Below are 14,470 nucleotides of genomic sequence, written 5' to 3'. Positions count from 1 at the left end.
TGCGACATCGGGAGAACGGACTTTCGGAAGAGGCGACACCCGTCGAACGAGCGGGACGACGCACCTTAGCCCGCGGGCCGGACCGGTCCAAGGAAGGAAACCGAGGCTGCGTATGCGCAAACCGCGCTTGGTCGGGGCGCGGACCCTCGATCGCGCCGGCTCGCCGCCGCTTCAGGTGCGCCCCCGGGCGGCCGCGCCGCCGGTCGGCGGCGCCTCGACCAGTTCCCGCAGCAGCACGCCCAGCCGGTCGAGCACCACCGCGTGCTGGATGTGGTCGCCCAGCAGGGCGTTGGCGGGCATGGCCGTGAAGGAGGCCTCGCTCGGGCTCTGGACCACGCGCGTGCCGTGGACCTCGGTGATGGCCAGCAGGCCCCGCGTGCCGTCGTCGCCCAGGCCGCTGAGCACCACGCCCACCGTTCCGGCCCCGTACCGGAAGGCGGCCGATTCGAACAGCCGATCGGCGCCGGCGTGCGGACCCGCGCGGACGATGCCCAGGATGCCCGTGTCCGTGAAGATCGGCTCCCGGCCCGCCGGGGCGACGTAGAAGCCGCCCGCGCGCACCGGCTCGCCGTCGCGCGCGAAGACGACCTCCGGCGTGGCGGGGAAATAGAGCTTGTTGCGCACCAGTCGCGTCATCGACGCATTGCGCAGGCCGCGCACGTGGGCCACCACCTGCACGGGAAAGGTGGAGGGCAGGCCGTTGATCAGGCGCGCCAGGGCGTCGATGCCCTCGACCGACCCGGCGACGACGACGACCCTGCGGGCCGCTGAGGCCGTGCCCGACGCCGGGGGCGCTTCGTCCGGGACCCGCATCCTTCGTTTCCTACCGCCGATCGTCGTGGTCGGCGTGGCGAGGCCGCTCGTGCGGCCGGCGCGGCGGTGGATGGCCGTGGCCGTCGGTGTGGCCGTCCTCGCAGGCGCGCGACCGATCGTCCGGCGTGCCCCCGTGCCTCGGACCGACCGGATGGCGGCGTCCGCCGGGGGCATGCGGGACCGGTGCTCTCATGACGTCGCTCCTCCGCCCGTCGCCGGATCGATGATGGCCGAGATCCACGTGGTTCTCGTTCTTCGCGGACGTCGATCCGGTGCGAGGACCGACGTCGGATCGCCCGGCGGTCGATTCTCCCCGCGTCCGCCCGCTCCGGGCGCCCCGGCCTCCTCGGGACGGAGGATGCGCCGGGGACCTCCTAGGCGTGCAGCCAGCGCGCGTGCAGCCAGCGCGCGCCGTGGTCCAGCAGGTAGCCCAGCGCGCCGATGAGCACGATGGCGGCCATGAGTTCGGAGTACGCCAGCCGGTCGCGCGTGTCGAGGATGAAGTAGCCCAGCCCGGCCGACACGCCCAGCATCTCGGCGGGCACCAGCACGATCCAGATGATGCCGATCGACAGGCGCACCCCGGTGAGGATCTGCGCCGTGATGCCCGGCAGGATCACGTGCCGCACGGTCTCCCGGCGCGTGGCCGACAGGCTGCGGGCGAGCAGCCGCCAGTGCGGGTCGAGCTGCGCGACGCCCGCGGCCGTGCTCAGCAGGATCGGCCAGACCGCCGCGAAGGCGAGCAGGAAATAGACCGGTGCGTCGCCCACGCCCAGCACCATCACCGCGATGGGCATCCACGACAGCGGCGAGATCATGCGCAGGAACTGGAACACCGGCGTGCTGGCCCGCGCGAAGCCGCGCGACAGCCCCGTGAGCACGCCCAGCGGCACGCCCACCACGAAGGCCAGCAGCAATCCGACGCCCACGCGCTGCAGGCTCAGGAAGGTGTGGTGCCAGATGTCGGCGCCGGCCAGCAGCCCGGCGAGCGCCTGCAGCGACGGCCCCGGCGCGAAGGCCGCCGCGACGGGCGTGCGCGCCGTCAGCAGCCGGCTGCCGAGCGACCACAGCAGCAGCACCAGGCCGATGCCCGCGGCCGGCGGCAGGAAGCGGCCCGCGACGGCCTTGGCGGTCGCTTTCAAGCGCCGATCGTCTCGCGCCGCGTGTAGTCGGCCGGGATGCCGAACACCTGCGGCCCGCCGACGCCCTCGATGGCCTTGCGCACGAAGCGCGTCTCCACCAGGTCCCCGGCGACGAACTTCGGGTCGAGCGCGTCGAGGAAGGCCGCGTCGCCCTCCACCTTGGTCGCCTTGATGGAACGCACCAGCTGCTCGGTGTACGAGGCGTACGGATAGGGCTGGAAGTCGATGCGGCGCTGGGCCCAGCCCTTGTGCTGCACGACGCCGCTCTTCTCGTAGTCGATGTAGTCGGTGGCGGCCAGCACCTTGGCCAGGGTCTGCGGCGGGTGCGGCGTGTAGCGGCGCTCGCCGGCGTTCGACAGCAGTCGCGCGGTCTCCAGGCGGTTGTCGCGCGTCCACAGCTGCGCCCTGACCAGCGCGTTGGTCACGCGCTGCGCCCACTCCGGCTTGTCCGCCACGTCGCGCTCGGCCAGGAAGGTGACGCAGCAGGCGTGGTCCTTCCAGACGTCGCCGGAGAAGCGCAGCACCCTGCCGACGCCGGCGATCTCGGCGGCGGCGTTGAAGGGCTCGGCGACGATGAAGCCGGCGATCGACTTCGCCGCCAGGGCCGACACCATCTCGGCCGGCGCCAGCACGACAAGGTTGACCTCCTTCGGTCCGAGCGCCGCGCCGCGCGGGCGCGTCACGGCGACGAGGCCGTCCTTCCTCAGCACGTCCTGCAGCAGGATGTTGTGGATCGAGTACCAGAACGGCACGGCGACGGTGCGCCCGCCGAGGTCGGCGACCTTGGCGATCTCCGGCAGCACCGTGAGCGCCGAGCCGTTGACGTGGTTCCAGGCCACGACCTTGGCCGGGAACTTCGCGCCGTAGCGCACCCACAGCGTGGCCGGCGAGAGCAGGTGCACCACGTTGACCTGGCCGGAGACGAAGGCCTCGACGATCTGCGCCCACGAGCGGAACAGGCGCGGCGCCTCGGCCTTGAGGCCTTCCCGCTCGAACAGGCCGCGGCCGTGCGCGACCAGCAGCGGCGTGGCGTCGGTGATCGGCAGGTAGCCGATCCTCACCGGCTGGTCGTCGCCCTTGAAGGCCTGCGCGCGGGCGTCGCCGGCGCTCAGCAACGGCGCGGCGACGCCGGCCCCGGCCAGCGCCGACAGCCGCAGCAGGTCGCGCCGCGTGAGGCCGCAGCCGCAGGCCGGCGAGGCGCAGACGTGCGGCGGCGCATCCGCCGCTGCGGCCGGGGCGGATTCGGGAGAGGAGGCGCGAGGGTTCATGCGCAGGACTTTCAGGAAGGAAGAAAGGAAGGAAGTTGGAAGTCGGGAACGACGGGATGTCGGGCCGGTGCGGCGATCAGGCCGCGGCATCGGTGCGCGCGTCGCTGCGCACCGCGTGCAGCGCGGCCAGGATCTCCAGCCGCAGCGCGGTGAGCGCCGCCGGATCGGCCTCGCGCGGCCGGGCGACGTCGATGCGCCACTCGCGCAGGATGCGCCCGGGCCGGCCGCCCATCAGCAGGATGCGGTCGCCCACCCGCAGCGCCTCGTCGATGTCGTGCGTCACCAGCAGCGCGGCGGTATGCCAGCGATGCACCAGGGTCACCAGCAGGTCCTGCATCCCGGCGCGGGTGATGGCGTCGAGCGCGGAGAAGGGCTCGTCGGCCATCAGCAACTGCGGCTCGCGCGCCAGGGCCCGGGCCAGCGCCACGCGCTGCGCCATGCCGCCCGAGAGCTGCGACGGGTAGCGCCCGCCCTGCCCCGCGAGTCCGACGGCGTCGAGGGCCTCGGCCACGCGCCGTTCGCGCGCCGCCTTCGACAGCGTCGGCTGGCGCGCGAAATCCAGGCCGAAGCCGACGTTGCGCGCGGCGTCGAGCCAGGGCAGCAGGCTGGGCTGCTGGAACACCAGCGCGGCGCGCGGATGCGGCGCGGCGAGAGGCGCGCCGAGGAACTCCACGCGGCCCCGGGCCTGGCCGGCGGCGGACGACGGCGCGGGTTCGAGCCGCGCGAGCACGCGCAGCAGCGTCGACTTGCCGCAGCCGCTGCCGCCCAGCAGGCAGACGATCTCGCGCGGCGCGACGCGCAGCGACACGCCCTCGAACACCGGCGGCGCACCGGCATGGGCGAACGCCAGGTCGTCCGCCGCGAGCACGGCGCCGTCGCCGGCGCGGTCGCGGGGGTGGTCCTGCGGCGCCCCGCTCATGCGGCGGCGGTCCGCGCGGCGGCGGCGTGCTTCAGGAGCTCGCCCTGCAGCTGGGTCACGCTGGGCGTCACGATGGGGATGAAGGCGGCCTCGCGCCAGTGGCGCGCGAAGGCCAGCGGCTGGTCGCGGTGGTAGGCCCGGCCGCCGCTGGCCTGGAGTTCGAGCTGCACCGCGCGCTGCGCGACGTCGGCCAGCGCCAGGCGCAGTTGGAACAGCTCGGCCGGCCGCGCCAGGAAGCGCCCGTCGGCGACGCCGGCGAGCAACGCGTCGGTCGCCTCGCGCAGGGCCCGCCGCTGGGCGGCGATCGGTCCTTCGAGCACCTCGCGCCCGGCGCCGCTGCGCTGGGCGGCGTGGTCGAGCGCCACGCGCGCCAGGCCGATCGACATCCCGCATTGCAGGCCGAGGAAGGCCGGCCGCGCCCGCGGCAGGAACTGCCGGCCGTCGGCGTGGACGAGGTCGGCCTCGTCGATGGCGGCGCCGTCGATGCGCAGGGCCGCCGTGTTGCTGCCGCGCAGGGCGATCAGGTCGAGGTCGTCGCTGCGCAGCACGCCCGCGCGCTCCGACGGCAGGGCCACGATCAGCGGCGGTCGGCCGTCCTCGCGCTGGACCGCCGCGGCGACGACGAAATTGCCCGCGCGCAGGTTGGTGCACCAGGGCACGGCACCGTCGAGCACCCAGCCCGCGCCGTCGGGCCGCGTGCGGGCGCGGATGGCCAGCGCCTCGATGCCGCCGAGGAACTTCATCGCGTTCGACAGCCCCGTCGCGCCCGAGCGCGTGCCGTCGAGCAGCGACGGCAGCCAGCGCTCGCGCAGGGCCGCGTTGGGCGACTGCAGCAGGTACTCGATGAAGGCGCGCTGGCCCCAGAAGGTGAAGGCGGCGGCCAGCGAATGCCCGGCCACGCGCGCGATCGCCTCGATGGCGTCGGCGATGCCGCCCTCGCCGCCGGCCTCGGGCGGCACGCCGAGCCGGAACAGGCCGGCCCCGGCCAGCCGCGGCACCACCTGCGCGGCCTGCGTCGCGTCGGCGTCGAGCGCCTCGGCATGCGCCGCGAGCCAGTCCCAGGGAGTCTCAGGCGCCATGCGCGGCACCTCCGTCGCGCGGCAGGTTCCCGGGCAGGTAGGGCTGCAGCTGCGGGTTGACGGGACTGCGCGCGAGGCTGTTGGCGAAGTTGCACAGCGTCGCCAGGCTCACGCCCAGCACCACCTCGAGGGCCTGCTGATCGGCGTGGCCGGCGGCGCGGAAGGCCTCCAGCGCCGCGTCGTCGACGTTGCCGCGCGTGGCGATGACGGCTTCGGCGAAGACGCGCACCGCGTCGAGCCGGGCGTCGCCGGTGGCGTCGCCGCGCTGCAGCGCCGTCACGGCGGCGGCGTCGAGCTTCGCCTGCTTCAGCGCCGCGGCGCTGTGGCCGGCGACGCAGAAGTCGCAGCCGTGGATGCGCGCGGCGGTGATCTGCACCACCTCGCGCTCGGCCAGCGTCAGCGTGCCCCGCGCGGCGATCTGCGACACCGTGAGGTAGGTCTCCAGCGCCTGCGGCGAATTCGCCAGCACGCCGATGAGGTTGGGCAGGAAGCCGTTGTTGGCGGCGGCGCGCGCGACGAAGGCGCGGCTGGCCTCGGGGGCGGAATCTTCGGTGTGGAGGGTCAGGCGGGTCATGGCGTGGCGTCCGGGGAAAAGGGGTGATTCTTGTCCCGCGACGGCGGCGGTTCAATGACCGGGCGTCGCGGCTTTGTGCCCGATCGTGCGCGTGCGCTGCCAGGCCCCGGGCTGGGCGCCGACCAGCCGTTTGAACGCGCGCGAGAAGGCCGCGTAGGAATCGTAGCCGACCGCCTGCGCCACCTGCGCGATCGACTCGCCCTGGGCCAGCCGGCGCATGGCGACCTGCATGCGCAGCAGTTGCAGGAACTGCAGGGGCGACTGGCCGCAGGCCTGCGCGAACTGCCGGAAGAAGGCCGCGCGCGACAGATGGACGTGCCGCGCCATGACGTCGACCGTCCAGGCGCGCTCGGGGGCCTGCAGCAGCTGCGCGACCAGGGGCGCGAAGCCCGGCCGGCGCAGCAGCGCCCAGAGCCCGCGCGTGCGCGCGTCGTCGCGGGCGACGTGGCGCAGCCCGTAGAAGAACAGCAATCCCGCCAGGCGGTCCATCAGGGCCGACGGCGCCGACCCGGCGCGGTGCGCCTCGCCGCGCATCAGGTCGAACAGCATCGCCGCCGAGGCCAGCGTGCGGTCGTCGGCGCGCAGTACCAGGCAATCGGGGAAGGCGTCGAGCACCAGGTCGCGGAACGGGCCGTCGAAGGAGAAGAAACCGCAGGCCAGGCCGGTCTCGCCCAGCGCCGGCGTGGCCGACAGCGGCTGCATCGGACGCGGCGCGCAGTCGATGCCGGGGTCGTCGTAGGGCGACAGGAAGTGCGGCACGTCGCTGCGCAGGAAGACGCCGTCGCGCGCCGACAGCGGCACGGCCGCGCGCCCGGGGAAGTGCAGCCAGCAGCGTCCCTCCAGGATCAGGTGGAAGCTGGCGCAGGCGTGGCCGGCCGTCGAGGCGCGCCAGCGGCCGCAGTACTGGCCGACGTGGAACACGCTGGCGTTCCATTCGAGGCCGCCGAGCAGCCAGTCGACGATGCGGTCGGCCTCGCGTTCGGATTCGCTGGCGGACGTGTGCGGGGGACCGGGGACGGCGTTCATCGGGTCCGCGAGTGTGGCGTCTCCCCGTGACGGAATCAACGACGTTGTGGGTCTGAGCTTATGCCGGCGGGATGCGGACACCTCGGACACCTCGGACACCGCGGACGCGGCGGGCGGCTTCGAGCGATCCGGGCACGCGCCTCGAAGCGCTCGGCCGTCGCCGGGACCGACACGGCGGCGCAGCCCCGCCGTGACCTCGTCCGAGCCCGACGCCTCCGAGGTCGGGAGCGATCGATCGTCGTCCCCGCCGCTTCGCACGCGCCGGCCCCGTCCTTCGCGAACCACACGGGCCCGGTCCAGCCTTCAGCGCCCCGTCGACGGCGCGTGCCAGACGACGTCGCGCACGTCGATCCTGCGCGGGATGATGCCCAGCGCCTGGAAGGTGTCGGCCAGCTGCTGCTGCTGCGCCACGTGGGCGTCGGTGACCGGACCGAGCGAGAAGTCGGCGCGGGCGAAGGCGGTCGACCACGATCTGACGTCGATGCCGGTGGCCTCGGCCGCCAGCGCGGCCAGTTCCTCGCGGTGGCGGCCGGCCCGGGCCGTGACCTGGCCCAGCTCGTCGAGCACCGCCGCCAGCGTGGCCGGATGGCGCGTGGCGAAGTCGCGGCTGGCGACGTAGTAGGAGGAACTGGCCAAGCGGCGGTCGGTGGTGTCGGCGATGGCGCGGGCCCCGTAGCGCTGCTGGGCGATGGCGTAGTACGGGTCCCAGACCACCCAGGCGTCGACGTTGCCGCCGTTGAAGGCCGCGGTGGCGTCGGCCGGCGACAGGTAGATCGGCACGATGTCCTGGAACGCGAGGCCGGCCGTGGCCAGGGCCTTGATCGTGACGTTCTGGGCGCTCGACCCCTTGCCGAAGGCGACCTTCTTCCCTTTCAGGTCGGCCAGCGTCTTCAGCGGCGAATCCCTGGGCACCAGCACCGCGTGCTGGGCCGAGGGATTGGCCGCCGCGTAGACCAGGTCGGCGCCGCCGGCCTGCGCGAACACCGGCGGCGTGTCGCCGACCGAGCCGAGGTCGATCGCCCCGGCGCCCAGCGCTTCCATCATGGGCGGGCCGAACTGGAACTCCACCCACTTGACGCCCGGCACGCCCGAGGCCTTCAGGCGCTTCTCGATGGCCTGCTGCCTGCGCGCCAGCACCAGGATGGCCGAGCCCTTCTGGAAGCCGATGCGGACCTCCCTGGGCGGCGCGCCCTGCGCCGGAACGCCGCCGCCGAGACCGGCGAGGCCGAGTGCGAACGGCAGGGCCGCGAGATGCCGGCGACGCAGGCCGGCGGACGAAGATGCGATGGGCAAGAAAGGCTCCTGGACGACCCGTTCGGGCGAATGCCGGGAAGCTTAGGCGGCGCTCCGGGCGCCTGTCGAATGCGTCGTGCGCGCTTGCTTATGCGTTCTTCGACGTTGCGTGCCCGGCCGGCGGCGGGATGGGCGGAATCGGCGACCCGGCACGGAGCGGCTCGCCACGACGCTTTTCCGGAGGGATGCTCGACCGATCGCGTAGGACGGCGGCGGATTCGCCGGTGCCGGGTCCGCGACGCCCGGCGTGTTCGCGTCCAATGACCTTCCACAACAACTCCAAGGAAATTCCATGCGCACGTCCATCGTCGCCCTCGCGTTCGTCGACCTGATCTCGGTCGGCGGCATCGCCAGCGCCAAGGGTTGCATCAAGGGCGCCGCCGTCGGCGGCGTCGCCGGCCACGTGGTCGGCAAGCACGGCGTGCTGGGCGCCGCGGCGGGCTGCGTCGTCGGCCGCCACCAGGCCAACAAGAAGGACCGGCAGGAGGCGGTGGACCGGCAGGCCGCCGCGTCCGCGGCACCGAACGCGCCCGCGGCGCCGGTCAAGCAATAGCCGCAGCGGCCGGAACGGGCGCGCGCGACGTGCGCCGCCCGCCGGCGCCCGGTGACCCGCCTGCTCGCGCGGTCCATCGGCATGGCGATTGCATGCGGCCCGCCGGACGGGCACGATGGTGCCGCACCGCGCCGGCTCGTCCGTGTTCCCGCGTGTCCCTCGGGGGCACGGCGACGGCGGTGACCGACTCCCCACCAGGAATTGCCAGGTGCCGCCCATGACCTTTCTCTGGCCCCAGTCGCTCTGGCTCCTGCTGCTGCCGGTGCTGCTGCCCGCGTTCTATCTCTGGCTGCTGCGGCGACGCACGCGGGCCGTGCTGGCCTACAGCAACCTCGACGCCGTCCGGGCGGCGTCCCGGCGCACCTGGCGGCGCCACGTGCCGCCGGCGCTGTTCCTGCTGGCCTGCGTGCTGCTGCTGCTGGCGGCGGCGCGGCCGGTGGCCCGGGTGCCGCTGCCCTGGGCCCGGTCCTCGATCCTGCTGGCGATGGACGTCTCGCTGAGCATGCGCGTCGGCGACGTCCAGCCCACCCGCATGGTGGCCGCGCAGGAGGCCGCCAAGTCCTTCCTGCGCGAGCTGCCCCCGGGCATCGAGGTCGGGCTGGTCACCTTCGCCGGCAGCAGCCACGTCGCCCAGCGCGCCACGCTCGACCGCGCCGCGCTGGTGGCCAGCATCGACGCCTTCCAGATGCAGCTGGGCACCGCCGTGGGCGACGCCATCGTGCAGTGCCTGGCGGAGATCTTCCCTGAACACGGCATCGACCTCGGCCGGATGATGGCGGGCGACCTCACGGGCACCGCGCCGAGGAAGGGGCGCAGCCTCGACGAGCGTTCGCAGCCGCCGCCGCCCCGGCTCCACCCCGTGCCGCCCGGCTCCTACGACGCCGCGGCCATCATCCTGCTGAGCGACGGCCGCCGCACGGCGGGCATCGACACCCTGGCCGCCGCGAAGATGGCCGCCGATCGCGGCGTGCGGATCTACGTCATCGGCCTGGGCACGGTCGACGGCGAGGCGAGTTCGCCCGACGGCATGGCGATCTACATGAAACTCGACGAGCCGACCCTGCGCGAGGTGGCCCGCATGACCAGCGGCGAGTACCACCACGCCGGCACGGCGGAGAACCTGCGCGTCGTCTACCAGCAGCTCGGCTCGCGCCTGCAGGTGCTCACGCGCGAGACCGAGCTGGCCGGCGTGCTGGCGCTGGCGGCTGCCCTGCTCGCGTCGGTGGCGGCGGTGCTGTCGCTGCTGTGGTCGGGCCGCCTGCGCTGACGTCGCCTCGATGCGCGCTCAGCCCGCGCAGGGTTCCGGCCGGCCGCGACGCTTCCATTCCGCGCGGCGCCGCAGGGCGATCACGGTGACGCAGGCGCAGCCCACGAAGTTGATCAGCGAGATCAGCACGAACGGCAGGTCGCGCAGCACCAGCGTGCCGTAGAGCATCGCCGTCCCCTGCGACAGCACCCACGAGCCCCAGGTCAGCACCGACACCGAGCGGGCGCCGTCGGTGCAGCGCCACACCACCACGATCTGCGGCAGGTAGGTCACCAGGCGCGTGGCGTTGGTGAGGAGGTAGAGCCAGGCGATGGCGCCGAGCCAGTCGTTGTCGAGCGTCACGATGGCGTTCCTTTCCCGAGACGGTCGCTTCTCCAGGAAGCGCATCGAGGACTCTAGGAAGGACGGCGCGCGCCGGGAATGCCGCGAGGGCGTCGGGCCGATCGCGCGTTCGCGGGATGGCGACGGCGACGCGCGACGCGGCGTCCGTCACGGCGGCGTCGCGGCCGGGACCGGGGTCGAGACCGCGTCGCGCGCCGTCCCCGCCTGGCCGGGCGAGTCGGTCCGGCCGAGCGGCACGCGCAGCCGCACGACGGTGCCGCCGGCGTCCGAGTGCAGTTCCAGCTCGCCGCCCAGCTGCCGGGCACGGGCCTGCATGTTGACGATGCCGCGCCCCACCCGGCGCGCCGACGCGTCGGTGCCGCGGCCGTCGTCGCTCACCGCGAGTTCCAGCCGGTCGCCGCGGCGGCGCAGCTCGACATGCACGTGACGGGCGTCGGCGTGCTTGAGCACGTTGGTCAGGGCCTCCTGCGCGATGCGCAGCAGCTGCAGGCCCTGCTGGCGCGACAGCGCCAGGCGCTCGGGCTCGGCGTCCACCGACCAGTCGAAGACCACCCGGGCGTCGCGCAGCTGCGTCTGCCAGCGGAACAGGAAGTTGCTCAGCGCGGCCTGGAGATCGTCGTCGGGCGCCAGCACCTCGAGCGCCAGCCGCATGTCCGCGATGCAGTCGCGGAAGGCGCCGGCGACCGAGCGCGGGTCCATGTCGCCGCGCTCCACCCGCAGCAGCGAGGTGAACAGGCGCGAGCCCAGGCCGTCGTGGATCTCGCGCATGATCAGCTGGCGCTCCTGCGCGGCGGCGCTCTCGCGCTGCAGTTCGGCCATGCGCTCGAAGTTCTCGGCCAGCCGCCGCTCGCGCTGCGCCACGCGCGACTCCAGGGTGTCGTTGAGGTCGGCCAGGCGCCCGTTGGCCGACTCCAGCAGCGACAGCGCCTGCAGGAACCGGGCGGTCAGCAGCCCGCCCATGCCCAGCAGCACGAGGTTGGCGCCGTGGTGGAGCAGGAAGATGCGCTGGTCGACCCACCCGTGCGGCAGCACCCGGGCCAGCGCCCCGGCGTTCCACGCCAGCAGGTAGTCGTGCACGCCCGCGAGCACCGCGATCACCAGCGTGGCGGGCATGACCGCCGCGGCGAAGGTGCGCTGGCGCCACATCGTGCGCACCGACAGCCACAGGATCGCCAGGCCGATCGGGATCAGGCCGGCCGTCCAGACGCGGCCGACCCAATCCTCCTGCCCCGGACCGGCCCACCACAGCCACAGCGGGCCGACGAACCAGTACGCCAGCAGCACCCGCTTGGGCATCGGCCGGTGGATCGCGGCGAAACGCAGCGCGAACAGCGCCAGCACGACGATGAACCCGCCCGTGGCCGCGTGGTAGACGACGCGCCAGAGGTACCAGCTCTCCACCGGCATGCGCTCGACGACGAAGGTCAGGGTCCGCACGCCCCACAGCGCGCTGGCCAGGCCGAACAGGCCGTAGAGCCGCTCGCTGGGTCGGCGCCAGTAGATGAACAGCACGAAGCCCGAGACCAGCAGGCAGACCACCACCGTGACCTGGGGCATGGTCCGGACCCAGAAGGTGCGCCGGTCGGCGCGCGGGCGCACCTCCGCGTCCGGCCCGATCACCAGGCGCGGGAAGCGCCGCAGGCCCGGCTCCAGCAGGTCGCCGACGCGGACCGCGACCTCGTTGCGGCCGGGCCGCAGCAGGCCGGGCGGCAGGGGGATCAGGTGCGGACGCTCCCAGCGCACGCGCAGCGCGGGCGTGCTCTCGGGCACGCTGCCGGCGAGCACCCCGTTGATCCAGACCTCGCCACCCTCGTGGAAGAAGGGCAGGCACAGCACCCACGGGGTGCGCGCCCCGGCGTCCGGCCCGATGTCGAAGTCGCCCCGGTACCAGAGCGCGCGCGACGAAGGCGGTTCGGGCGAGGCGGTGAAGTCCGGCAGGGCGACGTCGGTCCAGATCGCCGAGCCGGCATCGCCCTGCCCCTGCCCCGGCGGCGGCGGCGGCATCGCGCTCGCCGTCGTGGCCGTCGCCGACGGCATCGCCCGCTGCATGCGGGCGAACTCGATCACCGCCGGCCAGGCCGCGCCGACCCAGGCGCCCAGCAGCAGCGCCGCCAGCACCCGCCGCCAGCCGTGCCGATCACACCGCCCGGGGCGGCCACCGGCACGCCGGGTCACAGCAGCCCCAGCTGCCCGGCTTCGTACACCGCTTCGCTGCGCGAGTGGACGGCGAGCTTGCGGTAGATCTTCTTGACGTGGGCCACCACGGTGTGCGGCGAGATGTCCAGCAGCGTACCGATGGTCTCGAAGGTGAAGCCCTTGGCGATCATCCGCAGCAGCTCGCTCTCGCGCGGGGTCAGCGGCGACGCCTCGGCCGCGGGCGCCGTCGGCGTCGCGGCCGGGACCGCCGGGGTCGCGGACCGCGCCCGGAAACGCGCCAGGACCCGCCGCGCGATGCCCGGGCTGATCGGCGCGCCGCCGGCGCGCAATTCGTGGATGCTGGCCGCGATCCGCTCGGCCGACGCGTCCTTGAGCAGGTAGCCGCTGGCCCCGGCCTCGATGGAGGCGACCACGTGGTCGTCGTCGGCGAACATGGTGACCACCAGCACGTCGCAGTCCGGATGGTGCCGCGCGGCGTGCTCAATGACCGCCACACCCTTCATGTCGGGCAGGCCCAGGTCCACCAGCAGGACCTCCGGCGTCTGCAGGTCCAGCATCGCGATGCCGGCTGCGCCCGTGCTGACGGCCGCCGTCAGGCAGAGCGCCGGATCGGCGAGCACCGCGCTGGAGAAGCGGTGCATGAATTCCGGCTCGTCCTCGACGATCAGCACCCTGGTCGGCATCTTTCCTCCTGGCGGCGACCGGCCATTCTGGCACCGCCCCTGCGCGCCGGCCATCACGTCTTGACGCGATGGCCGGGGACGCCCGTGCGCCGTATCGTCGTGCGCTTCGTCGCATCCGGAGCCGCCATGATCACCGTGGAAGAAGTCCTGTCCCGCGCCCTGTCCATGCCCGGGCGCGGCACGCTCTACTGGGCCGGCAGCGGCGGCCACGACCCCCGCGCCGCGTCGCCGGCCGAGCCGCTGGCGGTCGGCCGCGAGTGGCCCGGGCTGCCGGCCGACCGCCAGGCAGCGCTGCGGCCGCTCGCCGAGGCGGCCGGACTGGACCTCGACGATCCCGCGCTGGTCGTGCCGGCCTGCGACTGCTCGGGCTTCGTGTGCTGGGCGCTGGGCATCTCGCGCCGCATCCGGGGCGGCGGCATCGGCGGCCACGACCAGTGGATCAACACCGACACGATCTGGGCCGACGCCACCGGCGGCGGCGCGCAGTTCCGCCGGCTCGACGCGCCGGTGCGCGGCGGCCTGGTGGTCTATCCGCAGCAGGGCAGCGGCGAGCGCTACGGTCACGTCGGCCTGGTGACCGGGGTCGGCGCCGACGGCCGGACGGCCAAGGTCGTCCACTGCTCGGCCGCGCACTTCGCCGCGGTGCCCTTCGACGCCATCCAGGTCGATGCCGGCGAGGCGTTCCGGCGGCAGCCGAAATCGGTTTACGCGTGGTTTCGCGGCGTCGTGCCCTGACTTTTTTTGATGATTAAAGACTATGGCGTGAATTGGTGAGGTCTTTGGTTTTCGATTTCCGGCGCTGCGTCGCCGGGCGGGTCGGTATTCTTCCGGCCCATGAGTTCCAACCCTTCTTTCGACGACTCCGGCCTCCTGCGCCGCCTCGATGCCATGTCCGATGCCGAGCTGGACACGCTGGCTTTCGGCGTCATCGGTTTCGACGCCGAGCGCGTGGTGCGGCGCTACAGCGCCCACGAATCGAAGGCTTCCGGCCTGTCGCGAAACCGCGTCGTGGGTCTGCCCCTGTTCGACGAGGTCGCCGTCTGCATGAACAACTACATGGTGGCGCAGCGCTTCGAGGACGCGGCGGCCGACGGCAGCGAGCTCGACGCCACCATCGACTACGTGCTGACCCTGCGCATGCGCCCGGTGAAGGTCCGGCTGCGGATGCTGGCCGGGCCGGGAGTCACCGGCCGGTTCGTCGCGATCGACCGGCGGACCTGAGGGAAGTCCGGGCGATGTCGCAAGCCGTCGAGAAGGAATACGAGGCGCTGCTGCAGTTCCTCTACATCGCGCCGATCGGTCTGGCGCAGCTGCGCGCCGACGGCGAGATCGTGATGGTCAACCCGCTGTGCGC

General features: G+C 73.6%; 15 protein-coding genes. 4 read left to right on the top strand and 11 right to left on the bottom strand.

Annotated elements, in window-relative coordinates:
* Window positions 1–171: 171 nt before the first annotated feature.
* From ABID77_RS20040 to ABID77_RS20005, 8 genes are all read right to left on the bottom strand, one after another.
* Window positions 172–813, bottom strand: a complete 642-nt coding sequence (locus ABID77_RS20040) for a chemotaxis protein CheB (protein ID WP_429599660.1) — start codon at window positions 811–813, stop codon at window positions 172–174.
* 374 nt (window positions 814–1,187) lie between these two features.
* A complete protein-coding gene (locus tag ABID77_RS20035) occupies window positions 1,188–1,955 on the bottom strand; it encodes an ABC transporter permease (RefSeq protein ID WP_429599658.1) in 768 nt (255 codons plus the stop codon).
* On the bottom strand, window positions 1,952–3,223 hold the full coding sequence (locus ABID77_RS20030; RefSeq protein ID WP_429599655.1) for an ABC transporter substrate-binding protein: 1,272 nt from the start codon (window positions 3,221–3,223) through the stop codon (window positions 1,952–1,954). Before ABID77_RS20030 ends, ABID77_RS20035 begins: the two co-directional genes overlap by 4 nt.
* Window positions 3,224–3,299: 76 nt before the next feature.
* Entirely contained in the window at window positions 3,300–4,142 is an 843-nt protein-coding gene (locus ABID77_RS20025) for an ABC transporter ATP-binding protein (RefSeq protein ID WP_429599653.1), read from the bottom strand.
* Window positions 4,139–5,221, bottom strand: coding sequence for an acyl-CoA dehydrogenase family protein (locus tag ABID77_RS20020; protein ID WP_429599651.1), 1,083 nt, complete (start codon window positions 5,219–5,221; stop codon window positions 4,139–4,141). The genes ABID77_RS20025 and ABID77_RS20020 overlap by 4 nt, the downstream gene beginning before the upstream one ends.
* Window positions 5,211–5,795 carry a carboxymuconolactone decarboxylase family protein gene (locus tag ABID77_RS20015; RefSeq protein ID WP_429599649.1) on the bottom strand — a complete coding sequence of 195 codons (585 nt, stop codon included), beginning with the start codon at window positions 5,793–5,795 and terminating at the stop codon, window positions 5,211–5,213. Before ABID77_RS20015 ends, ABID77_RS20020 begins: the two co-directional genes overlap by 11 nt.
* 51 nt (window positions 5,796–5,846) lie before the next feature.
* Window positions 5,847–6,821, bottom strand: a complete 975-nt coding sequence (locus ABID77_RS20010; protein ID WP_429599648.1) for an AraC family transcriptional regulator — start codon at window positions 6,819–6,821, stop codon at window positions 5,847–5,849.
* A 303-nt stretch (window positions 6,822–7,124) separates the two neighbouring features.
* The gene (locus ABID77_RS20005; RefSeq protein ID WP_429599645.1) at window positions 7,125–8,114 is read right to left on the bottom strand and encodes an aliphatic sulfonate ABC transporter substrate-binding protein; all 990 of its coding nucleotides are present in this window, start codon (window positions 8,112–8,114) and stop codon (window positions 7,125–7,127) included.
* Window positions 8,115–8,406: 292 nt separating this feature from the next.
* Here ABID77_RS20005 and ABID77_RS20000 point away from each other — a divergent pair, with 292 nt between their 5' ends.
* Window positions 8,407–8,667 (top strand): hypothetical protein, encoded by a 261-nt coding sequence (locus tag ABID77_RS20000; protein ID WP_429599641.1) that lies wholly within the window; start codon window positions 8,407–8,409, stop codon window positions 8,665–8,667.
* Between the two features lie 217 nt (window positions 8,668–8,884).
* Entirely contained in the window at window positions 8,885–9,934 is a 1,050-nt protein-coding gene (locus tag ABID77_RS19995) for a VWA domain-containing protein (RefSeq protein ID WP_429599638.1), read from the top strand.
* An 18-nt stretch (window positions 9,935–9,952) separates the two neighbouring features.
* On the opposite strand, the gene ABID77_RS19990 is transcribed toward ABID77_RS19995, so the two are convergent.
* From ABID77_RS19990 to ABID77_RS19980, 3 genes are all read right to left on the bottom strand, one after another.
* Window positions 9,953–10,276 carry a hypothetical protein gene (locus tag ABID77_RS19990; protein ID WP_429599636.1) on the bottom strand — a complete coding sequence of 108 codons (324 nt, stop codon included), beginning with the start codon at window positions 10,274–10,276 and terminating at the stop codon, window positions 9,953–9,955.
* A gap of 147 nt (window positions 10,277–10,423) precedes the next feature.
* Window positions 10,424–12,451, bottom strand: a complete 2,028-nt coding sequence (locus tag ABID77_RS19985; protein WP_429599634.1) for an ATP-binding protein — start codon at window positions 12,449–12,451, stop codon at window positions 10,424–10,426.
* The gene (locus ABID77_RS19980; protein ID WP_429599632.1) at window positions 12,448–13,116 is read right to left on the bottom strand and encodes a response regulator; all 669 of its coding nucleotides are present in this window, start codon (window positions 13,114–13,116) and stop codon (window positions 12,448–12,450) included. The genes ABID77_RS19985 and ABID77_RS19980 overlap by 4 nt, the downstream gene beginning before the upstream one ends.
* A gap of 126 nt (window positions 13,117–13,242) precedes the next feature.
* Between ABID77_RS19980 and ABID77_RS19975 the strand changes: the two genes are divergently transcribed.
* Entirely contained in the window at window positions 13,243–13,851 is a 609-nt protein-coding gene (locus ABID77_RS19975; RefSeq protein WP_429599630.1) for a CHAP domain-containing protein, read from the top strand.
* Window positions 13,852–13,950: 99 nt separating this feature from the next.
* The gene (locus ABID77_RS19970) at window positions 13,951–14,337 is read left to right on the top strand and encodes a phosphonate transporter (RefSeq protein ID WP_429599627.1); all 387 of its coding nucleotides are present in this window, start codon (window positions 13,951–13,953) and stop codon (window positions 14,335–14,337) included.
* Window positions 14,338–14,470 lie beyond the last annotated feature (133 nt).

Source organism: Variovorax sp. PvP013 (genome assembly GCF_050435945.1).
GTDB lineage: Bacteria > Pseudomonadota > Gammaproteobacteria > Burkholderiales > Burkholderiaceae_C > Variovorax.
The sequence above is the reverse complement of the archived record's forward strand: the minus strand, read 5'-3'. Positions and strand labels throughout refer to the sequence as shown.

Coding starts and splice junctions, on each gene's coding strand:
- ABID77_RS20000 (WP_429599641.1), top strand. CDS start 8,407: ATGCGCACGTCCATCGTCGCCCTCGCGTTCGTCGACCTGATCTCGGTC.
- ABID77_RS20020 (WP_429599651.1), bottom strand. CDS start 5,221: ATGGCGCCTGAGACTCCCTGGGACTGGCTCGCGGCGCATGCCGAGGCG.
- ABID77_RS19970 (WP_429599627.1), top strand. CDS start 13,951: ATGAGTTCCAACCCTTCTTTCGACGACTCCGGCCTCCTGCGCCGCCTC.
- ABID77_RS19995 (WP_429599638.1), top strand. CDS start 8,885: ATGACCTTTCTCTGGCCCCAGTCGCTCTGGCTCCTGCTGCTGCCGGTG.
- ABID77_RS19975 (WP_429599630.1), top strand. CDS start 13,243: ATGATCACCGTGGAAGAAGTCCTGTCCCGCGCCCTGTCCATGCCCGGG.
- ABID77_RS19980 (WP_429599632.1), bottom strand. CDS start 13,116: ATGCCGACCAGGGTGCTGATCGTCGAGGACGAGCCGGAATTCATGCAC.
- ABID77_RS20015 (WP_429599649.1), bottom strand. CDS start 5,795: ATGACCCGCCTGACCCTCCACACCGAAGATTCCGCCCCCGAGGCCAGC.
- ABID77_RS20025 (WP_429599653.1), bottom strand. CDS start 4,142: ATGAGCGGGGCGCCGCAGGACCACCCCCGCGACCGCGCCGGCGACGGC.
- ABID77_RS20010 (WP_429599648.1), bottom strand. CDS start 6,821: ATGAACGCCGTCCCCGGTCCCCCGCACACGTCCGCCAGCGAATCCGAA.
- ABID77_RS20030 (WP_429599655.1), bottom strand. CDS start 3,223: ATGAACCCTCGCGCCTCCTCTCCCGAATCCGCCCCGGCCGCAGCGGCG.
- ABID77_RS20040 (WP_429599660.1), bottom strand. CDS start 813: ATGCGGGTCCCGGACGAAGCGCCCCCGGCGTCGGGCACGGCCTCAGCG.